A 25,692-nucleotide genomic window follows, 5' to 3' on the forward strand; every position below is an offset into this window, starting at 1 on the left:
GAGGGGAAATTAGTTAAAAAACCTATAGTTACGCCCCAGCCAACAGATTATCTTGCAAAAGGTCACAGTAAGTGTATTTTTGTGAGCTGTTTTGCGTGGCTTAAGTGATATGTCACTCAGTTTCAACATATTGTTAACATAATATTTAAATCAAAGTATTCATCCCGCCGATTCTTACCTAATATCGATGAGTCCTTAACCGGGGCTATCGCTTTTCGACGTAATAAAGGGCCAGAAGAGCCTAAACAACACAGGCAGTAACAACAGGAAAACATCACATGGTAGATCAGGTAAAAGTCGTTGCCGACGAAGAGGCACCGTCTGAACAATCGCTACGGCGAAATCTCACAAACCGTCATATTCAGCTTATCGCCATCGGCGGCGCTATCGGTACCGGGCTGTTTATGGGGTCAGGCAAAACCATCAGTCTTGCCGGGCCGTCGATCATTTTTGTCTATATGATCATCGGCTTTATGCTCTTTTTCGTGATGCGGGCAATGGGCGAGCTGCTGCTCTCGAATCTCGAATACAAATCCTTTAGCGACTTTGCTTCCGACCTTCTCGGGCCGTGGGCGGGCTACTTCACCGGCTGGACCTACTGGTTCTGCTGGGTGGTGACCGGGATGGCCGACGTCGTCGCCATTACGGCTTACGCGCAGTTCTGGTTCCCGGGCCTGTCGGACTGGGTGGCCTCGCTGGCGGTCATCATTCTGCTGCTGAGCCTTAACCTCGCCACCGTAAAAATGTTCGGTGAGATGGAGTTCTGGTTCGCGATGATCAAAATCGTCGCCATTGTTGGCCTGATTGTGGTTGGCCTGGTGATGATCATGACCCATTTTACCTCCCCGAGCGGCGTGCAGGCCTCGTTCACCCATCTGTGGAACGACGGGGGCTGGTTCCCGAAAGGGCTGAGCGGGTTCTTTGCCGGCTTCCAGATTGCGGTCTTCGCCTTTGTGGGGATTGAGCTGGTGGGAACCACTGCCGCAGAAACCAAAGATCCTGAGAAGTCTCTGCCGCGGGCGATCAACTCCATTCCCGTGCGTATCATCATGTTCTATGTCTTCGCGCTGATCGTCATTATGTCGGTGACGCCGTGGAGCTCCGTGGTACCCAGCAAGAGCCCGTTCGTTGAGCTGTTTGTGCTGGTCGGTTTACCGGCGGCGGCAAGCCTGATTAACTTCGTGGTGCTGACCTCCGCGGCCTCGTCTGCCAACAGCGGCGTCTTCTCCACCAGCCGTATGCTTTTTGGTCTGGCGCAGGAAGGCGTTGCCCCGAGCGCGTTCGCCAAGCTCTCTAAACGTGCGGTACCGGCGAAAGGGCTGACCTTCTCCTGTATCTGCCTGCTGGGCGGCGTGGTGATGCTCTATGTGAACCCAAGCGTGATTGGCGCGTTCACCATGATCACCACGGTTTCGGCGATCCTGTTCATGTTCGTCTGGACCATCATCCTCTGCTCGTACCTGGTGTACCGCAAACAGCGTCCGCACCTGCATGAAAAATCCATCTATAAGATGCCGTGGGGCAAGCTGATGTGCTGGGTCTGCATGGCGTTCTTCGTGTTTGTGCTGGTACTGCTGACGCTGGAAGAGGATACCCGTCAGGCGCTGATGGTCACGCCGCTGTGGTTTATCGCGTTGGGGCTGGGCTGGCTGTTTATCGGTAAGAAACGTATGGCTGGCATGCGTTAATTGTGTTGTGCCGGGTGGCGGCTGCGCCTTACCCGGCCTACGGTTCGTTGCTTTTGTAAGCCCGGTAAGCGCTAACGCTACCGGGCTTTTTTATTCCCCGGCCAGCGCCCGCGGGAACAGGACGTTATTCTCCAGACTGATGTGCTCCATCAGATCGTCGATCATCTCGTTAATGCCGTTATACATCGCGCGCCAGGTGGTGCAGGCATCCGCAGGCGGGGTCACGTTATGGGTGATGTGCTTGATCACCTCAACCAGCTCACCGGCGTCGTCATGCTCGCTTTCCATCACGCTAATCGGCCCCATCGCCTGGCTGCCCATTCCCTGTTTGATCATTGGGAACAGGATCTGCTCCTCTTTCATCATGTGGCTGGAGAGCTCTTCGTGCAGCAGGGTCAGGTTCTTCGCCAGACCGCGCGGAACAGAGGCTTTTTCGGCATGAACGCGCTCAACTTTGGTGGCCTGCAGGATCAGCTCCGGCAGCTGTTCGCGGTGGCGATCGTGAAAGCGCACGATGATGTGATCGATGATTTCGGCCAGCGCCACGCTGCGCCAGTCTTTTTCCAGCGGCTGCTCGGCCAGCTTCGCCAGTTCTGCTTCGATGAGGTCCAGATCCAGCTCTTTACGCGACGCGGCACGCGCCAGGGTTTGTTTACCGCCGCAGCAGTAATCCATATCGTATTTACGAAACAGCGCGGAAGCGCGTGGGATGGAGAGCGCCAGCTCGCCTAAAGGTTGGTCGCGGAAGGCCATGGTCGTTACCTCATCGTTATTTGATAAGATGTATTTTAAATGCATCTTTTAGGCGAAGCTATAACCCTTTATAGGCAGGGGTAAAAAAGCGATACAGATCACAAAAAAATGCCGATTTAACTCTATGAATGGATTTAAAAAACGGGTTTCGAAACTTTTTAAAGGCACGGAGACGGTAAACAACCCGCTGCGCCTGCCGATAGATACAGGTCAGACAATACCTGCATATAAAAAAGGCAACGCATGTTTAAACGTATAAAAGTGATAACCCTTCTGATTTCGGTGCTGCTGGCGCTCGGGATCATGCAACTGATCTCCGCCGGCATTTTCATCAACGCGCTTAATAACGACAAAGAGAACTTCACCGTTTCCCAGGTCTCCAGCCAGAATGTGGCCGAGTTCACCGACGCCTGGATCAGCCTTAACCAGGCGCGCGTCACCCTGAACCGCGGCATGCTGCGCCTGCAAAGCAGCATGGCTTCGCAGATCAACGGCGGGCAGCTGAACGAGCTGGTCAACACGGCAAAAAATCTGCTGGCAGACGCCCAGTCCCATTACGACAAATACTACGCGCTGCCGGAAACGCCGGGCCTGGATGAAAAACTTTCCAGCCAGCTGGAAGAGCAGTACCGCATCTACTCGGCCACCCTGACCCAGATGAACCTTCTGCTCTCCCAGGGCAACCTCGAAGATATGTTTAAGCAGAACGCCGAGCAGAAGCAGACCGCAATGCAGAAAGTCTATCGTGAATGGCGCCAGGCTCAGGCAGCCCTTACCGATAAAGGCATCGAAGATAACGAAAGCGACTACAAACGCATCCTGTGGATCCTTTCCGGGATGATGCTTCTGGTGATCGCCGTGATTGTCTCCAGTTGGATCGCCATGCGCCGTGTGCTGCTGCTGCCGCTGCAGGAGGTCATCGATCATATTCGCGCTATCGCCGCGGGTGACCTGACACAGCCTGTTGACGTTCAGGGCAAAAACGAAATGGCGATGCTGGCCTATAACGTTCACGAGATGCAGAAGGCGTTGGCGAACACCGTAGGTGTGGTGCGTGAGGGCTCCGACACCATCTACACCGGCGCGGGCGAAATCTCCGCAGGCAGCAACGACCTCTCTTCCCGTACCGAGCAGCAGGCGGCCTCGCTGGAGGAGACCGCGGCCAGCATGGAACAGCTGACCGCCACCGTGAAGCAGAACGCCGATAACGCCCGTCAGGCATCACGCCTGGCGCTGGATGCCTCAAGCACCGCCAAAAAAGGCGGAAACGTGGTGGAAGGGGTGGTGCGCACCATGGACGAGATCGCCAACAGTTCCAGCAAAATCGCCCAAATCACCAACGTGATTGACGGCATCGCCTTCCAGACCAACATCCTGGCGCTGAACGCGGCGGTAGAAGCGGCGCGTGCCGGGGAGCAGGGACGCGGATTTGCGGTGGTGGCAGGGGAAGTTCGCACCCTGGCCCAGCGTAGCGCCCAGGCGGCGAAAGAGATCAAAGGGCTGATTGACGACTCGGGTGCCCGGGTCAGCGCCGGTTCCGCGCTGGTCAATGAGGCCGGAGAGACGATGGCGGAGATCGTCAGCGCCGTAACCCGTGTCACCGACATCATGGGCGAAATTGCTTCCGCCTCTGATGAGCAAAGCCGGGGTATCGATCAGGTCGGCCAGGCGGTGGCCGAGATGGATCGCGTGACCCAACAGAACGCCTCGCTGGTGGAGGAGTCTGCGGCGGCTGCGGCAGCGCTGGAAGAGCAGGCGGCACGCCTGAACGAGGCGGTGGCGGTATTTAAGATTGCGAAGGGCCCGCTGGCTAAGGCTGCGCCGGTGAAAACCTATGCTGCAAAAGCCAAACCGGTACAGGCGACGACCGACGCCAACTGGGAAACCTTCTGACAGAGGCCGGGTGGCGCTAACGCTTACCCGGCCTACGGAACGCATGACTTTGTAGGCCCGGCAAGCGTAGCGCCGCCGGGCTTTTTCACGGTTGTGAAACCGGAACTACCCTCGGTTTTTCCGGTTTCGCACTCACCGCAATCACCACCCCCACCACCAGCAACACAATTCCCGTGCTGGTTAACAGCGGCGGCAGGCTCTGGCGCATCAGGAAGGTATAGAGCAGACCGGCCAGGGTTTCGAAGACAATTAGCGGCCCTAAGATCACCGTCGGTAATTTCTGGCTGGCGACGTTCCAGCACAGGGCGCCCACCCACGAGCAGCAGATGGCAATCGCCAGCATCAGACCGAGAAAGACCCACGGACGTGGCCCCAGCGGCAGGGCGAAGTCCGGCTGTTGCACATTCAGCCATACGCAGGCGACAAGGTAGCCCAGTAACGAGACCGGCAGCGTCACCAGCGCCTGGGCGGTAGCCCACATCATCGGATGTTTGTCGGGGTTTTCCCGCAGCCAGCGGGCGTTACGCAGGGCGTACCATGCCCAGCAGACCACCGACACCGACGCCAGCAGGATCCCCGAAACATAGCGCCAGCCACTACCACCGGCAACGCCGTGACGCAGCTCGGCGATATTCACGCACACCAGCCCCAGCGCAATGGCAAACAGCCCCGGAAGCATCTTCGACCACGCCAGCTTGCCATCGCGCTGGCTGTAGAGCAGGTTGGCGAACACCGGGATCACCACCGGCAGCGTGCCGATGATCATGGTCGACACCGGGGCCCCGGTACGCTGGATCGCGCTTGCCAGGCAGACGTAATAGATCAGGTTGCCCATCATCGTCAGCGACAGGGCGGTGAGCCAGTCCCGGCCTTTCAGCTGGCGTAACCGCGCCCGGCCGAGCCAGGCGATCGGCAGAGCGATCAGCCCCAGCGCCAGATAGCGCCCCATCGACTGTAGCGCCGCCGGGTATTCCGGGACGATCAGCGGCCCGACAAAAATCAGTCCCCACATTAACCCTGCAAGCAGGGCATACAACACGCCGCTAATCATTTTTTCCTTCCTCTGCTCTGAACCTGCTGGCAGTGTAGAAAGGCAACAGAGGGCGGTATTGTATGAGATTGCGCATTAGCGCTGCGTTACCTGTTTCTGGTAGCGCACCGGCGTAATGCCATAGCGACGGGTAAAGGCCCGGGTCAGGTGCGACTGATCGGTCAGGCCCGTCGCGGCGGCCACCTCTGCCGCCGGGAGTCCTTGAGTGAGAAAGGCTTTGGCACGCCACAGGCGGATCGCCATCAGCATCTGATGGGGTGTGACGTGAAAATGGGCTTTAAACTGGCGCTGGAAATGGTACGGGCTGAGCGACACCACCTGCGCCAGCTCATCGAGGGTCAGGGAGTGCATATAGTTGTCATGCAGATAGTCGCGCACGCGCTCGAAGCGATGCGCCCCTTCGTGCCGCACCGGGGCATGGCGCGCCAGCGGCTGGAAGGTATCAATAAGATCCAGCAGCAGCCCTTTTTGTGCCAGCGGATCGTCGGTATGCCACAGGCCGTAGATCAGCTGACAGATCTGCTGTGAACGGCGGGGATCGTGGCGGGTCACATCGCTGAACCACCAGTGGCGGATGCCTGTCACCTCCTCCAGCAGCTCCGGCTCGAGGTAGATCATCCGGTAGCGCCAGCCGTCGGCAGTTTCGGCCTCGCCGGTATGCAGTTCATCGGGATTCATGGTGACGACGGAGTGAACGGGGGCAACGTATTGCGTGCCGCGATAGCGGAAGCGTTCGGCACCGGCTTCTATGGCGCCAATACCGAAGGCTTCATGGGTGTGGGGCTCAAAGGCGTAGCGGGAGATATGGGCGTGATACAGCTCCACGCCCGGCAGCTGCGCCAGATGGCGAAAGCGCGCGCTGTCTCTCTCATCGAAAAACTGTTCAGGTACGCCTTGCACGGTGAGCCTCCTCGCGGGTCAGAATGTCATTATCAGAGATGACCCGCAGGGATGCCACACTAATTAACCATGTTTTAACAATTACAGGATGTGCTTCACGCTCTCCGCAAGCGTGGTGGTCGGGCGGCCCAGCAGGGCGCTCAGGGTGCGGCTGTCATCAAATAGGCCGCCTTTCGAGGCACCAATATCGGAGTCGGCCAGCATCTCCGCCAAACCTGCCGGCAGACCCACTCCCTTCAGCGCGGCGGCAAAATCGGCTTCGCTCAGGTTCTGATAGACCACGTTTTTACCGCTCTGGCGACTCAGCTCGGCAGCAAGCTCGCTTAATGTCCACGCCTGGTCGCCTGCCAGCTCATAAACTTTACCGGCATGACCCTCTTCGCTGATAACGCGGGCCGCAGCGGCGGCATAGTCGGCGCGGGTGGCGGAGGCGATTTTGCCTTCACCGGCCGCACCAATAAACACGCCGTGTTCCAGCGCAGGCGGGGCGCTGGCGAGGTAGTTTTCGGTGTACCAGCCGTTACGCAGCAGGGCGAAAGGAATACCGGATTCGGCCAGCGCTTTTTCGGTGGCGACGTGCTCCACATGCAGGCCCAGCGGGGAAGTGTCGGCATGCAGCAGGCTGGTGTAGGCGATAAATTTCACGCCCGCCGCCTTCGCCGCGTTAATGACGTTCTGATGCTGCGGCGCGCGCTGGCCCACTTCGCTGGAGGAGATCAGCAGCAGTTTATCCACGCCCACGAGTGCGGTGGTGAAAGCGGCCTGGTCGGTATAATCGGCCTGACGCACGGTCACACCCTGCCGGCTTAGCGCTTCGGCCTTCGCCGGGTTGCGTACAATGGCGACCAGTTGGCTGGCAGGAACGGTTCTCAGCAGCTGTTCAATAACGAGTTGGCCAAGCTGGCCGGTAGCGCCTGTAATTGCGATCATGATGAATATCCTTCGTCTCGGGTGAATGTTGTGGCACACTATCACTCAAACTAACTTTTAGTAAGTACGTACAAAAAGGTAAGTATCTCATGGCAAACCCAACCCTCAGCGAGCAAATGCGCGACGGCAATCTCTTTGCCGAGCAGTGCCCTTCCCGGGATGTGCTTAAGCATGTGACCAGCCGCTGGGGCGTGCTGATCCTGGTGGCGTTACGTCAGGGGACGCATCGCTTTAGCGATCTGCGCCGCAAGATGGGCGGGGTGAGCGAGAAGATGCTGGCCCAGTCGCTACAGGCGCTGGAGCAGGATGGCTTTGTCAATCGTGTGTCGTATCCGGTAGTGCCCCCGCACGTGGAGTACAGCCTGACCCCATTGGGGGAAGAGGTGAGTGAGAAGGTAGCGGCGCTGGCCGACTGGATCGAGCTGAATTTGCCCCAGGTGATGAGCAACCGGAATGAACGGGTTTTGTAGGCCCGGCAAGCGCAGCGCCGCCGGGCATTGTGCGGTCTGCTTGCCGGGTGGCGGCTGCGCCTTACCCGGCCTACGAAACGGCAACGTGCTTTTACCTGCTTAAATTTAACTGATAAATCGCAAATCCAATCTCATCGGTCGCGACCTGCTGCATCGGGTACTGCGCTTTCTCTTTGATAAACGCCGCCGCTTTTTCCGTTGGTGCGGTCTCAAAGCGGATATCCAGCTTCACATCGCTGTGAACAGGGGCCAGACGCCAGTTGTTGTCTGCTGCCGGATGGATTTCGCCGCTCTTCTTCGACTGCTCGCCAATCCACGTTGCCAACACCGAACGGTTCTCATCCGGTGAGGCGAAGGCGATATGGCTGTCGCCGGTCCCGGCAAACTTACCGCCGTAAGCGCGGTAGTTGTTGGTAGCCACCAGGAAGGTCGCTTTCGGATCAATCGGCTTACCGTTAAAGGTCAGGTTCTTAATGCGTTCGGCCTGGGCATTCACCACCTGGCACTCGCCGTCATATTTCGCCGGCTGGGAGACATCAATCTGGTACTCCACCCCGTCGATCACATCGAAGTTATAGGTGCGAAAACCGTCCCAGTTAATCAGCGACTGCGGTTTGGTGCTGGTCGGGTCGATCTGGTTAAACTGGCCCGCTGAGCACTCCAGCCACTCCTTCACCTCCTGGCCCGTGGCTTTGACCACCACCAGGGTGTTCGGATAGAGATAGAGATCGGCGGCGTTACGGAAGGTCAGTTGGCCTTTTTCGACTTCAACATAGCTGGCCGGATCGTTCTTGCGTCCACCCACTTTAAACGGCGCCGCAGCGGAGAGGACCGGCAGTTTCGCCAGATCCGGATCGCCCTGAATATAGCGCTCCACGTAGGCTTTCTGCGCCATGTTCACCACCTGCACGGTAGGATCGTCCTGCACCAGCGCCAGATAGCTGTACATGTTGTCGGCAGATTTGCCGATAGGTTTGCTGACAAACTCACGGGTGACGTCGTGATCGTGCTTCAGCACCTCGACGATCTTTTTATCCTCGCCCACCAGCGCTTTTTTAGCGGCCAGATCGTAGATCGGGCGGGCTTCGGCCTTCGACTGGGTGACCTGCCATTTACCGCCGTCATTATTCAGCACCAGATCGACCACCCCAAGGTGATCCCCCCACATGCCCGGCATCACCGCGGGCACGCCGTTCAGGGTGCCTTTGGCAATGTCAGCCCCTTTAATGCTGGCGAAATCTTTGCCCGGGAAGACCGCATGGGCGTGGCCGAAGAGAATGGCGTCCACCCCTTTGACTTCGCTGAGGTAGTAGACCGAGTTTTCCGCCATCGCCTGGTATGGATCGGCAGAGAGACCGGAGTGGGCTACCACCACCACCAGATCGGCGCCTTTCTCGCGCATCTCCGGCACATACTTGCGGGCGGTTTCGGTGATGTCATTGACCGTCACTTTGCCGCTCAGGTTGGCCTTATCCCAGGTCATGATCTGTGGCGGGACAAAACCGATATAACCGATCTTCAGGGTCTGCGGTTTCCCGTCCTGATCGACCACGGTGGTCTCTTTGATCAGATAAGGGGTAAACAGCGGCTTCTGGGTCTTAACGTCGATGATATTGGCGTTAACGTACGGGAATTTGGCTCCTGAAAGCGCCATATGCAGATAGTCCAGCCCGTAGTTAAACTCATGGTTACCCAGGTTACCCACCGCGTAATCCAGGGTGTTCAGCGCCTTGTAGACCGGATGCATATCACCCTTTTTCAGACCTTTCGCCGCCATGTAATCCCCAAGCGGGCTACCCTGAATTAAGTCCCCGTTATCGACCAGGACGCTGTTTTTCACTTCGCTACGGGCTGCGTTAATCAGGCTTGCGGTACGCACCAGACCAAATTTTTCCGTCGGGGCGTCTTTGTAGTAGTCGAAGTCCATCATATTGCTGTGCAGGTCGGTGGTTTCCAGAATGCGGAGATCAACCGTCGCTGCCTGTACGCTCGCCGCAATCAGCGTCGCCAGGAGCGTTGCGCTAAACTTAATCATCAGAGGAGTCCTTTTATTCGATCCAGGCCACAAAAGAATATGTATCTATATTTTTTTGCTTACAGAATTGTGAATCCTGCCAGAAAAAAGGGCCCTGAAACCGGAATTGCTTCACAGATAGCGGATTTATTCACAATGCGATATAAATAAAACAAAGAGTTATACCCACTGTGATAACAAAGAGGTGGAGAATGTTAGATAAAATTTGTCAGCTCGCACGGGAAGCGGGCGAGGCCATTATGCAGGTCTACGATGGCAAGATCCCAATGGACACGATCCGTAAAATCGACGACTCCCCAGTGACCGCAGCCGATCTCGCGGCGCACGGGGTGATCCTGAAAGGCTTGCAGGCGTTAACGCCCGATATCCCTGTGCTTTCCGAAGAAGATCCCCAGCCCTGGGAGGAGCGTCAGCACTGGCAGCGTTACTGGCTGGTTGATCCGCTGGACGGCACCAAAGAGTTCCTCAAGCGTAACGGTGAATTCACGGTAAATATTGCCCTGATTGATAAAGGCAAAGCAGTGCTGGGGGTGGTCTACGCCCCGGTGCTGAAGGTGATGTACAGCGCCGCCGACGGCAAAGCGTGGAAAGAGGAGTGCGGCGTGCGCAACCCGATCCAGGTGCGTGACGCCCGGCCACCGCTGGTGGTGATCAGCCGCTCTCACTCGGATAACGAACTTGAGGAGTATCTGCATCAGCTTGGCGAGCACCAGACAACGTCGATCGGGTCATCGCTGAAGTTCTGCCTGGTGGCAGAAGGGCAGGCGCAGCTCTATCCCCGCTTTGGGCCAACCAACGTCTGGGATACGGCGGCAGGCCATGCCGTTGCCGCCGCCGCGGGGGCCCATGTTCACGACTGGCAGGGCAAGCCGCTCGACTATACCCCGCGGGAATCCTTCCTTAATCCAGGCTTCCGGGTCTCGCTTTACTGACCGACCAACTTATGCAGCAGGGCGACCACCTGCTGCACCTCCTCCTGGGTCAGCGCCCCGTCTTTCGCCCACTGCACTTTACCTTGCTTGTCCAGCACGACGACGGCTGAGCTCTCTTCTTCCAGTTGCCAGGCGCCGCGGGCTGCGCCGTTGCTGTCGACGATGAACTGTGACCATGGGTAGAGCTTTTTATTACTCTCCAGGCTGCTGCGCACGAACATGCCGGACCCCGGTATCGCATCATCGGTGTTTACTACGGTAGTGGTCTGATAAGTATCTTTTGGTAAATGTGCCGACTTGATCGCTTCAATCAGGGTTGCGTTTTTCTCTTTTGCCGAGGTGCGACCGGCAATATGTAGCACCACTCGCACTTTGCCAGGAAGCTGCGCGCTATTCCAGGTTTTGTAGCTAAACTCATTATTGTCGAGGATCAATTCTCCCCGGTCGGCAATGCCCACCGGTGGCACACGTTGTCCCTTCTCAAAATTATGTGCGGAAGCCATCAGTGGCAGCATCAGGCAGGCAGTTGCCAGGATGTTACGTATGGTCATGGTGTTTTCCTTTTTGTTTTATTAGCAGGTGATCCGACCACTTGGTCTGATGTTTTAATCATAAGTGCGATCGCGGCGCTTTACCCGCAATCCCGGTGCCAGAGTGAGGGGGAACGCACATATCTGCACAAAAACGATGGCTTATACTGCCCGAAAGTTACGATTGCAAAGAATATTCTGATTATTTGTCATCAAAAGGTAAATAAACTTATGCAGACTGGGTATCACCATTTTTCTCGTCTATAGTCATTGGGCAACAAAATTTGCGCTCCAGAGGGTCGGCCCGATTGTGGTGCCGCAAGAGCGTATGATTCGCAGGAGATAATAGAATGAAAATTTTTCAACGCTACAATCCGCTTCAGGTAGCTAAATACGTAAAAATCCTGTTCCGTGGACGGTTGTATATCAAGGACGTTGGCGCTTTTGAGTTTGATAAGGGCAAGATCCTTGTCCCAAAAGTGAAGGATAAACAGCACTTTTCTGTGATGTCCGAAGTCAACCGTCAGGTTATGCGTCTGCAAACTGAGATGGCTTAACCAACGTGCTATGCAGTAAAAGAAACGGCTCCCGATGGGAGCCGTTGATGTTTCTGGTTTAGGCCGAGGCGTTCTCTTCAGCATCCGGCATTTTTGGCACGAGCACCGTCGGTTTGTTGTCGATGCGCGTCACCAGAAGTTGATCGATGCGGTAGTTGTCGATATCCACCACCTCGAACTTATACCCCGAGAACTTCACCGAGTCGGTGCGTTTCGGGATTTTACGCAGCATAAACATCATAAAGCCGCCAATGGTCTCGTAGTTGCCCGACTGCGGGAACTCGTCGATGTCCAGCACGCGCATCACGTCGTCGATAGGCGTACCGCCGTCCACCAGCCATGAGTTCTCATCGCGCGCCACAATCTGTTCTTCCAGACCCTGGCCCACCAGATCGCCCATCAGGGTGGTCATGACATCATTGAGGGTGATGATCCCCACCACCAGCGCATATTCGTTCATGATCACCGCAAAGTCTTCCCCGGCGGTTTTGAAACTTTCCAGCGCTTCGGAGAGCGTCAGGGTGTCCGGGACAATCAGGGTATTGCGGATCTGCACCCCGCTGTTCAGCGTCAGGCTCTGGTTCGCCAGCACGCGGTTCAGCAGGTCTTTGGAGTCGACATAGCCGATGATGTGATCGATATCTTCATTACAGACCAGGAACTTGGAGTGCGGATGTTCCGCCACCTTTTTCTTCAGGCTCTGCTCATCTTCGTGCAGATCGAACCAGATCACGTTCTCACGTCCGGTCATGGATGACGGCACGGTACGGGATTCCAGCTCAAACACGTTCTCGATCAGCTCATGCTCCTGCTTACGCAGCACCCCCGCCAGCGCGCCGGCTTCGAATACCGCGTAGACATCGTCAGAGGTGATGTCATCTTTACGCACCATCGGCAGTTTAAACAGACGGAAAATGGTATTGGCCAGTCCGTTAAAGAACCACACCAGCGGGCGGAACACGAAGAGACAGAAGCGCATCGGGTTGATGATGCGCAAAGCCACAGCTTCTGGCGCAATCATACCGATGCGTTTCGGGGTCAAATCGGCAAAGAGAATGAACAGGCCAGTCACCAGCGAGAAGGAGAGAATGAAGCTCAGCTGCTCGGAAAGCTCAGGGGAGAAGTATCGGGAGAAAACGCTATGGAATGCGGGCGAGAATGCAGCATCACCCACAATACCGCCAAGAATGGCGACCGCATTGAGGCCGATTTGCACCACGGTAAAGAACATCCCCGGGTTTTCCTGCATTTTCAGGACGCGTTGGGCATTGAGATCGCCATCATCGGCGAGCAGTTTAAGTTTAATTTTACGGGATGCGGCCAGAGAGATTTCTGAAATAGAGAAAAATGCACTGACAGCGATGAGACAAAGTATTACTAAAATACTGTTTAACATATCTTATCCGGCTTCTCGCCAGATCCTCGGAGGGAAGTTGGTCATACAGGTGTGTAGATATTTTGAACACCGGTCCGAAGCGGTAGGCCGGTTATTTCGAGGGGTAGTATAGCGTAAACGGCTGTAAAGTCGCCAGAGATCGCATTTTGAGCCGGTTTTGCTCGTCAACAGGCAAAACCGGCTTACTGTTATGCCAGCTGCGGCGGCAGGCAGACACCAATGCCACCGATACCGCAGTAGCCGTACGGATTTTTATGCAGATACTGCTGGTGGTCATCTTCCGCATAATAGAACGGTAAGGCGTTGGTGATTTCGGTCGTCACCGGGCGATCGTCACCGGCGGCGTGCATCGCCTGCTGGAAGCGCGCCAGACTGTCGCGGGCGGCGGCATCCTGTTCCGGCGTGAGCGGATAGATCGCCGAGCGGTACTGGGTACCGTGGTCATTGCCCTGACGCATACCCTGCGCAGGATCGTGGTTTTCCCAGAATACCTGCAGCAGCTGTTCGTAGCTGACGACGTTCGGATCATATACTACGCGTACCGCCTCGGCGTGACCGGTCTGGCCGGAGCAGACTTCGCGGTAGGTTGGGTTCGGGGTATAGCCCCCGGTATAGCCTGCCGCGGTGCTGTAGACGCCCGGCAGTTGCCAGAAGAGGCGCTCCACGCCCCAGAAACAACCCATCGCGAACAGGGCAATTTCCATCCCTTCCGGGACGTTGGTCATAGAGTGGCCGTTGACGGCATGGAGAGTCGCGACAGGCATAGGGGTGTTACGTCCCGGTAATGCGTCCGCCTGAGCAACCAGGTGCTTTTTATCAAATAAACTCACGGTGTGGCCTCCGGGTGGGTGATGTTTGGGTTAAGGTTGTCACGACGCGTTTAATTGAACACAATAAATGCGGTGAATGAGTCTAGATTTAAACATAAGAAATATTAGGGTGTTTAACCATTTTTCAACCCGCGTATTGGGTTTTGGGCTTTTGCCGTGATTTGCTGCGGAGCGGCACTTCATATGCTTCCAGGGGTGGAAACAAGGATATTCAGGAGAAAACGTGCCAAAAATCCGCCAGTTATGTTTAGCCAGTCTCTTGCTGACAAGCGGAATCGCCAGCGCGGCGAACGTTCGTTTACAGGTTGAGGGGCTATCCGGGGCGCTGGAAAAAAACGTACGCGCACAGCTCTCCACTATTGAGAGCGACGAAGTGACGCCCGATCGTCGCTTTCGCGCTCGCGTGGACGATGCCATCCGTGGCGGTTTAAAAGCGCTCGGCTACTACGAGCCGACCATCGACTTCGAACTGCGTCCACCGCCGGCCAAAGGGCGGCAGGTGTTGATTGCCCGCGTCAAGCCTGGGGTTCCGGTGCTCATCGGCGGCACGGACGTGGTGCTGCGCGGCGGCGCGCGTACCGATCAGGACTATCTTGAACTGTTGAACACGCGGCCAAAGAACGGCACCGTGCTCAATCACAGCGACTATGACGGCTTCAAAAAAGATCTGACGAAGGTGGCGCTGCGCAAAGGCTACTTCGACAGCCAGTTCAATAAAAGTCAGCTCGGCATCGCCCTCGACCGCCATCAGGCATTCTGGGATATCGACTACGACAGCGGAGAACGCTACCGCTTTGGTGATGTGACCTTCGAAGGCTCGCAGATCCGTGATGAGTATTTGCAGAATCTGATCCCTTTTAAAGAGGGCGACTATTACCAGTCGAAAGATCTGGCCGAGCTCAACCGCCGTCTGTCAGCTACCGGCTGGTTTAACTCCGTGGTGGTGGCGCCGGAGTTTGATAAAGCGCGACAGACCAAAGTGCTGCCGCTGCACGGCGTGGTATCGCCACGCACCGAGAACACCATTGAGACCGGGGTGGGCTACTCCACTGACGTCGGCCCGCGCGTAAAAGCGACGTGGAAAAAGCCGTGGATGAACTCCTACGGCCACAGCCTGACCAGCAACGTCAGTCTCTCAGCCCCGGAACAGCAGCTCGATTTCAGCTATAAAATGCCGCTGCTGAAAAATCCGCTTGAGCAATATTACCTGGTGCAGGGCGGCTTTAAGCGTACCGATCTGAACGACACCGAAGCGGATTCCACGACCCTCGCCGTGTCGCGCTACTGGGATCTCTCCAGCGGCTGGCAGCGCGCCATCAACCTGCGCTGGAGCCTCGACCACTTTACCCAGGCCAACGTCACCAACACCACCATGCTGCTCTATCCGGGGGTGATGATCAGCCGGACCCGTTCCCGCGGCGGCCTGATGCCGGACTGGGGGGATTCCCAGCGCTATTCGATAGACTACTCCAATACCGCCTGGGGCTCGGATGTGGATTTCTCCGTGGTACAGGCGCAAAACGTCTGGATCCGCACCTTTTATGACCGTCACCGCTTTGTGGTGCGTGGCAACCTGGGCTGGATTGAAACCGGCGACTTTGAAAAAGTGCCGCCGGATCTGCGCTTCTTCGCCGGGGGCGATCGCAGCATTCGTGGCTATAAATACAAATCCATCGCGCCAAAAGATGACGACGGCAAGCTGATCGGGGCCTCGAAGCTGGCTACCGGCTCGCTGGAGTATCAGTACAACGTCACCGGAAAATGGTGGGGCGCGACCTTTATCGACAGCGGAGAAGCGGTGAGCGATATCCGCCGCAGCGACTTTAAAACCGGCGCAGGCGTCGGGGTGCGCTGGGAGTCACCGGTCGGGCCGATCAAGCTCGATTTCGCCGTGCCGGTGGGCGATAAAGATGAACACGGTTTACAGTTTTACATCGGTCTGGGGCCGGAATTATGAGTTTATGGAAGAAAATCAGCCTCGGCGTGTTGCTGTTTATCCTGCTGCTGCTGGCTGCGGTGGCCTTTCTGGTGGGGACCACCAGCGGGCTGCATCTGCTGTTTAAGGCGGCAGACCGCTGGGTGCCGGGGCTGGAGATTGGCCAGGTCACCGGCGGCTGGCGCGACTTACACCTGAAAAACGTCCGCTATGACCAGCCGGGCGTGGCGGTCAACGCCGGGGATCTGCATCTGGCGGTGAAGCTCAGCTGTCTGCGCGACAGCAGCCTGTGCATTAACGATCTGTCGTTAAAAGATGTCTTCGTGACGATAGATTCCAAAAAAATGCCACAGTCAGAGCCCGTTGCCGAAGAGGAGAGCGGGCCGCTGGATCTCTCCACGCCATACCCGATATCGCTTAACCGGGTGGCGCTGAATAACATCAACGTCAAAATCGACGACACCACCGTGTCGGTGATGGACTTCACCTCCGGCCTGCGCTGGCAGGAGAAAAACCTGACCCTGACCCCGACTTCTCTGCAAGGGCTGCTGATTGCCCTGCCGAAAGTGGCGGAGGTGGCCCAGGAAGAGATCGTCGAGCCTAAAATTCAGAACCCGCAGCCGGAAGAGAAGCCGCTGGGCGAAACCCTGAAGGATCTCTTCTCGAAACCGGTCCTGCCGGAGATGACCGACGTTCACCTGCCGCTGAACCTTAATATTGAAGAGTTTAAGGGCGAGCAGCTGCGCCTTACCGGCGATACCGATCTGACGGTCTTCAACATGCTGCTGAAAGTGAGCAGCATCGACGGCAACATGAAGCTCGACGCGCTGGATATCGACACCAACCAGGGGAGCGTCAACGCCACCGGCAACGCCCTGTTGCGGGATAACTGGCCGGTGGATATCACTCTCAACAGCACCCTGAACATCGACCCGATTAAAGGCGAGAAGGTGAAGCTGAAGGTGGGCGGCGCCATGCGCGAACAGCTGGAGTTTGGCGTGAACCTCTCCGGCCCGGTTGACGTGGTGCTGCGCGGCCAGACCCGGCTTGCAGAGGCGGGCCTGCCGCTCAACCTTGAGGTGGTGAGTGAGCAGCTCTACTGGCCATTTACCGGTGAGAAGCAGTACCAGGCCGATGACGTGAAGCTGAAGCTCACCGGCAAAATGACCGATTACACCCTGTCGTTCCGCACTGCGGTGAAAGGGGAGGGGCTGCCGCCTGCCGGCATCACTCTGGATGCGAAGGGCAACGAGCAGCAGATCAATCTCGACAAGCTGACGGTGGCGGCGCTGGAGGGCAAAACCGAGCTGACGGCGCTGCTCGACTGGCAGAAGGCGATCAGCTGGCGCGGGGAGCTGAAGCTCACCGGGATCAACACCGCCAAAGAGGTGCCGGACTGGCCCTCGAAGCTCGACGGGCTGATTAAAACCCGCGGTAGTCTCTACGGCGGTAGCTGGCAGATGGAGGTGCCGGAGCTGAAAATCACCGGCAACGTGAAGCAGAACAAAGTGGATGTGAACGGCTCGCTGAAGGGCAACAGCTACCTGCAGTGGGTCATCCCGGGCCTGCACGTCGCGCTGGGGCGCAACACCGCCGATATTAAGGGCGAGCTGGGGGTGAAAGATCTCGATCTGGATGCCACCATCGACGCGCCGAATCTGGATAATGCCCTGCCGGGGCTGGGCGGAACCGCGAAAGGACTGCTGAAGGTGCGCGGCACGGTAGAAGCCCCGCAGCTGCTGGCGGATATCACCGCCAACGGCCTGCGCTGGCAGGATCTCACCATCGCCCGGGTGCGGGTGGATGGCGACGTGAAATCCACCGATCAGATCGCCGGGCACCTGAACCTGCGGGTCGATCGCATTTCCCAGCCGGGCCTCAACCTTAATCAGGTGACCCTGGAAGCCAAAGGCAGCGAGAAACAGCACGATCTCCAGCTGCGCATTCAGGGTGAACCGGTCTCCGGCCAGCTGCACCTGGCGGGCAGCTTTGACCGCCAGGAGACCCGCTGGAAGGGCACCCTGGATAACACCCGCTTCGCCACCCCGGTGGGGCCGTGGTCGTTATCGCGCGCTATTGCCCTGGATTACCGCAACGCAGAACAGAAGATCAGTATCGGGCCGCACTGCTGGACCAACCCGAATGCCGAACTGTGCGTGCCGCAGACCATTGACGCAGGCGCAGAAGGGCGGGCGGTGGTCAACCTTAACCGCTTCGATCTGGCGATGCTCAAGCCGTTCATGCCAGACACTACGCAAGCAAGCGGCGTGTTCAGCGGCAAGGCGGATGTCTCCTGGGATACCACCAAACCGGGGCTGCCGGAGGGCAACGTCACGCTCGCCGGGCGTAACGTGAAAGTGACGCAGGTGGTGAACGATGCGCCGCTGCCGCTGGCCTTCAGCACCCTCAATCTCACCGCCGATCTGCATAACAACCGCGCCGAGCTGGGCTGGCTGATCCGCCTCACCAACAACGGGCAATTGGACGGCCAGATCCAGGTGACCGATCCGCAAGGACGGCGCAACCTGGGGGGCAACGTCAATATCCGCAACCTTAACCTGGCGATGGCGAATGCAATCTTCTCCCGCGGTGAGAAGGCGGCAGGCATGCTGAATGCCAACCTGCGGCTCGCGGGCAGCGCCCAGAGCCCGCAGCTGTTCGGTCAGATGCAGCTGAACGGGGTGGATATCGACGGCAACTTTATGCCGTTCGATATGCTGCCGAGCCAGCTGGCGATGAACTTTAACGGTATGAGCTCGACGCTTACGGGCACCGTGCGTACCCAGCAAGGGCAGATCAACCTCAGCGGCGATGCGGACTGGAGCCAGCTTGATAACTGGCGCGCCCGGGTGGCGGCCAAAGGCAGCAAGGTGCGGATCACCGTGCCGCCGATGGTGCGTTTAGACGTCTCGCCGGATGTGGTCTTTGAGGCCACGCCGCAGCTGTTCACCCTTGATGGCCGCGTCGATGTACCGTGGGCCCGTATCGTGGTGCATGAACTGCCGGAAAGCGCGGTGGGCGTCTCCAGCGATGAGGTCATGCTCAACAACAACCTCCAGCCGGAAGAGCCACAGAGCGCCTCTATCCCGATCAACAGCAACCTGATCGTACACGTAGGCAACAACGTGCGCCTGGATGCGTTTGGGCTGAAGGCCAGACTGACCGGCGATCTGAAAGTCGCGCAGGATAAACAGGGGCTGGGCCTGAACGGGCAGATCAATATTCCGGAAGGGCGTTTCCACGCCTACGGCCAGGATTTGATGGTGCGTAAAGGCGAACTGCTCTTCTCCGGCCCGCCGGATCAGCCGCTGCTGAATATCGAAGCGATCCGTAATCCGGAGGCCACCGAAAATGATGTGATCGCCGGGGTGCGCGTGACGGGCACCGCGGACGAACCGAAAGCGGAAATTTTCTCTGACCCGGCCATGTCCCAGCAGGAAGCGCTCTCATACCTGCTGCGCGGGCAGGGGCTGGACAGCAATCAGAGCGACAGCGCGGCGATGACCTCAATGTTAGTCGGTCTGGGGGTTGCACAAAGTGGTCAGGTTGTGGGTAAAATCGGCGAGACGTTTGGCGTAAGCAATCTGGCGCTGGACACCCAGGGGGTCGGCGACTCCTCTCAGGTGGTGGTCAGCGGCTATGTACTGCCGGGTCTGCAGGTGAAATATGGTGTGGGGATCTTTGACTCATTAGCAACTCTCACGTTACGCTATCGCCTGATGCCTAAGCTATATCTGGAAGCGGTGTCTGGCGTAGACCAGGCACTCGATCTGCTCTATCAGTTTGAGTTTTAGCAATGCGAATATTTGTCTACGGCAGTTTAAGAACAAAGCAAGGCAACAGCCACTGGATGACTAACGCCCAGTTGCTGGGGGATTACAGTATCGAGAACTACCAGCTGTACAGCCTGGGCCACTATCCAGGCGCCGTTCCGGGAGAAGGAGCAGTACACGGTGAGGTTTATCGTATTGATAATGCCACGCTGGCCGAACTTGATGCCTTGCGCACCAAAGGCGGGGAATATGCTCGCCGGTTAATCCAGACACCCTACGGCAGTGCATGGATGTACGTGTACCAACGTTCGGTGGAAGGTCTGACGCTGATTGAAAGCGGTAACTGGTTAGACAGAGACCAGTACTGATATGAATAACGCCACCTTCGGGTGGCGTTGTTTTTTCAGGCCGCACAGATTTTGTAGGCCGGGTAAGGCGCAGCCGCCACCCGGCAAAAGGCCGCACAGACAAAAAAAAGCCCCGACAAGTCGGGGCTCTCTTCACGCAGTAAGCATTACTTCTTAGCGCGTTCGAAGGAGGCAACGATTTCCGCTTTAGCGGCTTCTGCGTTGTCCCAGCCTTCCACTTTCACCCATTTGCCTTTCTCGAGATCTTTGTAGTGCTCGAAGAAGTGGGCGATCTGCGCTTTCAGCAGCTCTGGCAGGTCGTTCACATCTTTGATGTGATCGTACTCTTTGCTCAGCTTGGTGTGCGGTACCGCAACCAGTTTCGCATCTTCACCCGCTTCGTCGGTCATTTTCAGCACGCCAACCGGACGGCAGCGGATCACGGAGCCCGGCTGCAGTGGATATGGCGTTGGGACCAGCACGTCTACCGGGTCACCGTCCAGAGACAGGGTGTGGTTGATGTAACCGTAGTTGCACGGATAGAACATCGCGGTAGACATGAAACGGTCAACGAACAGTGCGCCGGTGTCTTTGTCGATTTCGTATTTGATAGGATCAGCGTTCGCCGGGATTTCGATAACTACGTAGATGTCTTCCGGCAGTTCTTTACCCGCTGGGACGTTGAGTAAGCTCATGTCTGTGTCCTTTAAATGATTGGTAATCAAGTGGCGAGTATTATAGCCAACTGGCGCGGAATGTCTCCGCCTGTTTTCGCCAATCCCTGTTCCTGAAAACCATTATCAGCACTTTCTCATGACAAGATAATCCATAAACTCAGCCGCATTTTTAATGGCTCAGTGAAAGCGATTACAAACTTGTGATTAACGTTTTATTCACTTTTCCGAAGTGTGATGTAACACACTCCGTTACATCTCGCATTGTCTATAGTCTCTTCGCAGAACATTTTTTACCCAACAATAAACTACCCTACGAGGACGCACTTATGTGGAAGCGCTTACTTCTTGTCACAGCAGTTTCGGCAGCCATGTCGTCTATGGCGATGGCCGCCCCCTTAACCGTAGGATTTGCCCAGGTCGGCTCAGAGTCCGGCTGGCGCGCCGCTGAGACCAACGTCGCGAAGAGTGAGGCCGAAAAACGCGGCATCACGCTGAAGATCGCCGATGGTCAGCAAAAACAGGAAAACCAGATCAAAGCGGTACGCTCTTTTATCGCTCAGGGCGTTGACGCCATCTTCATTGCCCCGGTCGTGGCGACGGGTTGGGAACCGGTTCTGAAAGAAGCGAAAGATGCCGAAATTCCGGTCTTCCTGCTCGATCGTTCCATCGATGTAAAAGACAAATCTCTCTATATGACAACCGTTACTGCCGACAACGTGCTGGAAGGCAAATTGATTGGTGAATGGCTGGTGAAACAGGTGGATGGTAAGCCGTGTAATGTGGTGGAACTGCAGGGCACCGTCGGCGCTAGCGTGGCCATCGACCGTAAGAAAGGCTTTGCTGATGCCATCTCCAAAGCATCAAACATCAAGATTATCCGTTCTCAATCCGGCGATTTCACCCGCAGTAAGGGGAAAGAGGTCATGGAGAGCTTTATCAAAGCTGAGAACAACGGCAAGAACATCTGCATGGTTTACGCCCATAACGATGACATGGTGATCGGCGCTATCCAGGCGATTAAAGAGGCGGGCCTGAAGCCGGGTACCGACATCCTGACCGGCTCTATCGACGGCGTACCGGATATCTATAAAGCGATGATCGACAAAGAGGCCAACGCCAGCGTGGAACTGACGCCAAACATGGCAGGTCCGGCCTTTGACGCGCTGGAGAAATTCAAGAAAGACGGCACCATGCCAGAGAAAGTCACGATCACCAAGTCCACGCTCTATCTGCCTGATACCGCTGCAGAAGAGTTAGAGAAGAAGAAAAATATGGGCTACTAAGCTCGACTGAAAATGCCGGGCGACGCTGCGCTTGCCCGGCCTGCGGCTCGCTTTTTGTAGGCCGGATAAGCGTAGCGCCATCCGACATGATGCAGGGGGAACCATGACCACAGACCAACACCAGGAAATCCTCCGCACAGAAGGATTAAGCAAATATTTTCCCGGCGTAAAAGCGCTGGATAACGTCGATTTCAGCCTGCGGCGTGGCGAGATCATGGCCCTGCTGGGTGAAAACGGCGCCGGAAAATCGACCCTGATTAAAGCCCTGACCGGTGTCTATCATGCCGATCGCGGCACCATCTGGCTGGAAGGCCACGCCATATCGCCCAAAAATACCGCCCATGCCCAGCAACTGGGTATCGGGACGGTCTATCAGGAAGTGAACCTGCTGCCGAATATGTCGGTGGCGGATAACCTGTTTATCGGCCGCGAGCCACGTCGCTTTGGCCTGCTGCGCCGTAAAGAGATGGAAGACCGCGCCACAAAACTGATGGTGTCATACGGTTTCTCTCTCGACGTCCGCGAGCCGCTCAACCGCTTCTCGGTGGCGATGCAGCAGATCGTCGCCATCTGCCGGGCTATCGATCTCTCGGCAAAAGTGCTGATCCTCGATGAACCTACCGCCAGCCTGGATACCCAGGAGGTCGAAATGCTCTTCACCTTGATGCGCCAGCTGCGCGACCAGGGGGTGAGCCTGATTTTTGTCACCCACTTCCTCGATCAGGTGTATGAGGTGAGCGACCGTATTACCGTCCTGCGTAACGGCGGCTTCGTCGGCTGTCGCGAAACCCGGGAGCTGCCGCAAATCGAGCTGGTGAAAATGATGCTGGGCCGCGAGCTGGAGAGCAATGCCCTGCAGCGTGCGGGCCGGACGCTGCTCAGCGAGAAGCCGGTGGCGGCGTTTAAAGGGTACGGCAAGAAAGGCACCATTGCGCCCTTTGATCTTGAGGTGCGCCCGGGCGAAATCGTCGGACTGGCGGGGCTGTTAGGGTCGGGACGTACCGAAACGGCAGAGGTGATCTTCGGGATTAAACCTGCCGACAGCGGCACTGCGCTGATCAAAGGTAAACCGCAGACGCTGCGCTCTCCGCATCAGGCTTCCAGCCTGGGGATCGGTTTCTGCCCGGAAGATCGCAAGACCGACGGTATTATCGCCGCCGCTTCGGTGCGCGAGAACATCATTCTGGCCCTGCAGGCCCAGCGCGGCTGGCTGCGTCCCATTCCCCGTAAAGAGCAAAATGTGATTGCCGAGCGCTTTATTCGCCAGCTGGGCATCCGCACCCCGAGTGCGGAGCAGCCGATCGAATTTCTCTCCGGCGGTAACCAGCAGAAGGTGCTGCTGTCACGCTGGCTGCTGACCAAGCCGCAGTTCCTGATCCTCGACGAGCCGACCCGCGGTATCGACGTAGGAGCGCACGCGGAAATTATCCGCCTGATCGAAACCCTCTGCGCCGACGGTCTTGCGCTGCTGGTGATCTCCTCGGAGCTGGAGGAGCTGGTGGGGTATGCGGATCGGGTGATCATCATGCGCGACCGTCAGCAGGTGGCCGAGATCCCGCTGGATGCGCTCTCCGTTCCGGCAATCATGAACGCCATTGCGGCATAAGGAGTAGATCGTGATGTCACGTTCACTTTCTCAGACCGGCGAGACGAAGCGCCGCTTCAGCTGGCCCACCGGCACGCCGCAAATCATTGCGCTGATCCTGGTGTTGCTGGTGGACAGCCTCGTTTCGCCGCATTTTTATCAGATTATCCTCCAGGATGGGCGCCTGTTCGGCAGTCCGATTGATATTTTAAACCGCGCCGCGCCGGTCGCCCTGCTGGCGATCGGCATGACCTTGGTGATTGCCACCGGCGGTATCGACCTGTCGGTCGGGGCGGTGATGGCGATTGCCGGGGCGACGGCGGCCTCAATGACCGTGGCCGGACACAGCCTGCCGGTGGTGCTGCTGGCGACGCTGGGCACCGGCGTGCTCGCGGGATTGTGGAACGGCATCCTGGTGGCGATCCTCAAAATCCAGCCCTTTGTCGCCACCCTCATTTTAATGGTGGCCGGACGCGGGGTGGCGCAGCTGATCACCTCCGGGCAGATCGTCACCTTCAACGCCCCGAATCTGGCGTGGATTGGCAGCGGATCGCTGCTCTTCTTCCCGACGCCGGTGATTATTGTGGTGGTCGCCCTGATCGCCTTCTGGCTGTTCACCCGCAAAACCGCCCTCGGGATGTTTATCGAAGCGGTGGGGATTAACATTCGCGCCGCGAAAAACGCCGGGGTCAGCACCCGTCTGATGGTGATGCTCACCTACGTGTTGAGCGGGGTCTGTGCCGCCATTGCCGGGATTATCGTCGCGGCGGATATTCGCGGGGCCGATGCCAATAACGCCGGGCTCTGGCTGGAACTGGATGCGATCCTCGCGGTGGTGATTGGCGGCGGCTCGCTGATGGGCGGGCGCTTCAACCTGCTGCTGTCGGTGATTGGCGCGCTGATTATCCAGGGGATGAACACCGGGATCCTGCTGTCGGGTTTCCCGCCGGAACTCAACCAGGTGGTGAAAGCGGTGGTGGTGCTCTGCGTGCTCATCGTGCAGTCGCCGCGCTTTATCAGTCTCATTAAGGGGATGCGTGGTCATGATAAAACGTAATTTACCGCTCATGATAACCCTGGGCGTGTTTGTGCTGGGGTATCTCTACTGCCTGACGCAGTTCCCCGGTTTTGCTTCGACGCGGGTGATCTGCAACATCCTGACCGACAACGCCTTCCTCGGGATCATCGCCGTCGGCATGACCTTCGTGATCCTCTCCGGCGGGATCGACCTCTCCGTCGGGTCGGTGATCGCCTTTACCGGCGTCTTCCTGGCTAAGGCGATTGGCTACTGGGGGATCTCTCCGCTGCTGGCCTTCCCGCTGGTGCTGGTGATGGGCTGCGCCTTTGGCGCCTTTATGGGACTGCTGATCGACGCCCTGAAGATCCCGGCGTTTATTATCACCCTCGCCGGGATGTTCTTCCTGCGCGGCGTCAGCTATCTGGTGTCGGAGGAGTCGATCCCGATTAACCATCCGGTCTACGACACCCTCTCAAGCCTGGCGTGGAAAATCCCCGGCGGTGGCCGGCTGAGTATTCTCGGGCTGGTGATGCTGGGCGTGGTGGTGATCGGCATTTTCCTCGCCCACCGCACCCGCTTTGGCAACGAAGTGTATGCCATCGGCGGTAACGCCACCTCGGCGAACCTGATGGGGATTTCCACCCGTAGCACCACCATTCGTATCTATATGCTCTCCACCGGGCTGGCGACACTGGCGGGGATCGTCTTCTCCATTTACACCCAGGCGGGCTATGCGCTGGCGGGGGTAGGGGTGGAGCTGGACGCGATTGCCTCGGTGGTGATTGGCGGCACGCTGCTCAGCGGCGGCGTCGGCACGGTGCTAGGCACGCTGTTTGGGGTGGCGATCCAGGGGCTGATCCAGACCTATATTAACTTCGACGGCACCCTCAGCTCGTGGTGGACCAAGATTGCGATTGGCATTCTGCTGTTCATCTTTATCGCCCTGCAGCGCGGCCTGACGGTGCTCTGGGAGAACCGCCAGAACTCGCCTGTCACACGGGTGAGCACCACCAGCAAGCTATAAGCGCCTGAATTTACGTCAAGTCTAAATCTTTTCCGGTAGCGGCCGATAACCCTTAATTCTGTCCAGATTTATCTCGCTACCGGA

The 25,692-nt window shown here is 57.4% G+C and carries 21 protein-coding genes; 12 read left to right on the forward strand and 9 right to left on the reverse strand.

What is annotated here, in order from left to right; translation table 11 throughout:
* Positions 1-278: 278 nt before the first annotated feature.
* A complete protein-coding gene (gene cycA, locus FHC51_RS07535) occupies positions 279-1,688 on the forward strand; it encodes a D-serine/D-alanine/glycine transporter (protein WP_103177992.1) in 1,410 nt (469 codons plus the stop codon).
* 90 nt (positions 1,689-1,778) lie between these two features.
* Here the strand turns inward: cycA and ytfE are convergent, their stop codons facing one another.
* Entirely contained in the window at positions 1,779-2,441 is a 663-nt protein-coding gene (gene ytfE / locus FHC51_RS07540) for an iron-sulfur cluster repair protein YtfE (protein ID WP_103823313.1), read from the reverse strand.
* Between the two features lie 243 nt (positions 2,442-2,684).
* On the opposite strand from ytfE, the gene FHC51_RS07545 reads away from it, so the two are divergent.
* Entirely contained in the window at positions 2,685-4,334 is a 1,650-nt protein-coding gene (locus FHC51_RS07545) for a methyl-accepting chemotaxis protein (protein ID WP_220435219.1), read from the forward strand.
* Positions 4,335-4,419: 85 nt separating this feature from the next.
* Here FHC51_RS07545 and FHC51_RS07550 read toward each other — a convergent pair whose 3' ends face one another.
* The 3 genes from FHC51_RS07550 to FHC51_RS07560 form a co-directional block, all read right to left on the reverse strand.
* Entirely contained in the window at positions 4,420-5,385 is a 966-nt protein-coding gene (locus FHC51_RS07550; RefSeq protein WP_220435220.1) for a DMT family transporter, read from the reverse strand.
* Between the two features lie 75 nt (positions 5,386-5,460).
* Positions 5,461-6,285: an AraC family transcriptional regulator gene (locus FHC51_RS07555; RefSeq protein ID WP_220435221.1), complete on the reverse strand. Its 825-nt coding sequence runs from the start codon at positions 6,283-6,285 to the stop codon at positions 5,461-5,463.
* An 81-nt stretch (positions 6,286-6,366) separates the two neighbouring features.
* Positions 6,367-7,215, reverse strand: a complete 849-nt coding sequence (locus FHC51_RS07560; protein WP_220435222.1) for an SDR family oxidoreductase — start codon at positions 7,213-7,215, stop codon at positions 6,367-6,369.
* Between the two features lie 89 nt (positions 7,216-7,304).
* Here FHC51_RS07560 and FHC51_RS07565 point away from each other — a divergent pair, with 89 nt between their 5' ends.
* Entirely contained in the window at positions 7,305-7,685 is a 381-nt protein-coding gene (locus FHC51_RS07565) for a helix-turn-helix domain-containing protein (protein ID WP_220435223.1), read from the forward strand.
* Positions 7,686-7,776: 91 nt separating this feature from the next.
* Here the strand turns inward: FHC51_RS07565 and FHC51_RS07570 are convergent, their stop codons facing one another.
* On the reverse strand, positions 7,777-9,720 hold the full coding sequence (locus FHC51_RS07570) for a bifunctional 2',3'-cyclic-nucleotide 2'-phosphodiesterase/3'-nucleotidase (protein ID WP_220435224.1): 1,944 nt from the start codon (positions 9,718-9,720) through the stop codon (positions 7,777-7,779).
* A gap of 191 nt (positions 9,721-9,911) precedes the next feature.
* Here FHC51_RS07570 and cysQ point away from each other — a divergent pair, with 191 nt between their 5' ends.
* A complete protein-coding gene (cysQ, locus tag FHC51_RS07575) occupies positions 9,912-10,652 on the forward strand; it encodes a 3'(2'),5'-bisphosphate nucleotidase CysQ (RefSeq protein ID WP_114316070.1) in 741 nt (246 codons plus the stop codon).
* On the opposite strand, the gene FHC51_RS07580 is transcribed toward cysQ, so the two are convergent.
* Positions 10,646-11,203, reverse strand: coding sequence for a YtfJ family protein (locus FHC51_RS07580; protein ID WP_220435225.1), 558 nt, complete (start codon positions 11,201-11,203; stop codon positions 10,646-10,648). The two genes, cysQ and FHC51_RS07580, sit on opposite strands and share 7 nt — an antisense overlap.
* Positions 11,204-11,532: 329 nt before the next feature.
* On the opposite strand from FHC51_RS07580, the gene FHC51_RS07585 reads away from it, so the two are divergent.
* Positions 11,533-11,739: a DUF1107 domain-containing protein gene (locus FHC51_RS07585; protein WP_032616223.1), complete on the forward strand. Its 207-nt coding sequence runs from the start codon at positions 11,533-11,535 to the stop codon at positions 11,737-11,739.
* A 58-nt stretch (positions 11,740-11,797) separates the two neighbouring features.
* On the opposite strand, the gene FHC51_RS07590 is transcribed toward FHC51_RS07585, so the two are convergent.
* Together FHC51_RS07590 and msrA are read right to left on the reverse strand one after the other, a co-directional pair.
* Positions 11,798-13,135: a hemolysin family protein gene (locus FHC51_RS07590; protein ID WP_103178002.1), complete on the reverse strand. Its 1,338-nt coding sequence runs from the start codon at positions 13,133-13,135 to the stop codon at positions 11,798-11,800.
* Between the two features lie 188 nt (positions 13,136-13,323).
* On the reverse strand, positions 13,324-13,965 hold the full coding sequence (gene msrA / locus FHC51_RS07595) for a peptide-methionine (S)-S-oxide reductase MsrA (protein WP_103178003.1): 642 nt from the start codon (positions 13,963-13,965) through the stop codon (positions 13,324-13,326).
* 223 nt (positions 13,966-14,188) lie between these two features.
* Between msrA and tamA the strand changes: the two genes are divergently transcribed.
* Genes tamA through FHC51_RS07610 form a run of 3 tightly spaced genes read left to right on the forward strand, consistent with a single transcriptional unit; the run spans position 14,189 to position 20,042 of the window.
* Entirely contained in the window at positions 14,189-15,922 is a 1,734-nt protein-coding gene (gene tamA / locus FHC51_RS07600; RefSeq protein WP_114388094.1) for an autotransporter assembly complex protein TamA, read from the forward strand.
* The gene (gene tamB / locus FHC51_RS07605; RefSeq protein WP_220435226.1) at positions 15,919-19,695 is read left to right on the forward strand and encodes an autotransporter assembly complex protein TamB; all 3,777 of its coding nucleotides are present in this window, start codon (positions 15,919-15,921) and stop codon (positions 19,693-19,695) included. The genes tamA and tamB overlap by 4 nt, the downstream gene beginning before the upstream one ends.
* Positions 19,696-19,697: 2 nt before the next feature.
* Positions 19,698-20,042, forward strand: a complete 345-nt coding sequence (locus FHC51_RS07610; protein WP_103823030.1) for a gamma-glutamylcyclotransferase — start codon at positions 19,698-19,700, stop codon at positions 20,040-20,042.
* A 146-nt stretch (positions 20,043-20,188) separates the two neighbouring features.
* On the opposite strand, the gene ppa is transcribed toward FHC51_RS07610, so the two are convergent.
* The gene (gene ppa, locus FHC51_RS07615; RefSeq protein WP_103178006.1) at positions 20,189-20,716 is read right to left on the reverse strand and encodes an inorganic diphosphatase; all 528 of its coding nucleotides are present in this window, start codon (positions 20,714-20,716) and stop codon (positions 20,189-20,191) included.
* A gap of 308 nt (positions 20,717-21,024) precedes the next feature.
* On the opposite strand from ppa, the gene ytfQ reads away from it, so the two are divergent.
* From ytfQ to yjfF, 4 genes are all read left to right on the forward strand, one after another.
* Positions 21,025-21,981 (forward strand): galactofuranose ABC transporter, galactofuranose-binding protein YtfQ, encoded by a 957-nt coding sequence (ytfQ, locus tag FHC51_RS07620; RefSeq protein ID WP_103178007.1) that lies wholly within the window; start codon positions 21,025-21,027, stop codon positions 21,979-21,981.
* Between the two features lie 103 nt (positions 21,982-22,084).
* The gene (gene ytfR, locus FHC51_RS07625; RefSeq protein ID WP_220435227.1) at positions 22,085-23,587 is read left to right on the forward strand and encodes a galactofuranose ABC transporter, ATP-binding protein YtfR; all 1,503 of its coding nucleotides are present in this window, start codon (positions 22,085-22,087) and stop codon (positions 23,585-23,587) included.
* Positions 23,588-23,597: 10 nt separating this feature from the next.
* Complete coding sequence (gene ytfT, locus FHC51_RS07630; protein ID WP_220435228.1) at positions 23,598-24,623, forward strand: galactofuranose ABC transporter, ATP-binding protein YtfT; 1,026 nt, start codon at positions 23,598-23,600, stop codon at positions 24,621-24,623.
* Positions 24,610-25,608 carry a galactofuranose ABC transporter, permease protein YjfF gene (gene yjfF / locus FHC51_RS07635; protein WP_103178010.1) on the forward strand — a complete coding sequence of 333 codons (999 nt, stop codon included), beginning with the start codon at positions 24,610-24,612 and terminating at the stop codon, positions 25,606-25,608. Before ytfT ends, yjfF begins: the two co-directional genes overlap by 14 nt.
* Positions 25,609-25,692: the final 84 nt, after the last annotated feature.

Origin of the sequence: Leclercia sp. EC_58, from assembly GCF_019584355.1 — a bacterium.
Taxonomy (GTDB): Bacteria; Pseudomonadota; Gammaproteobacteria; order Enterobacterales; family Enterobacteriaceae; genus Enterobacter.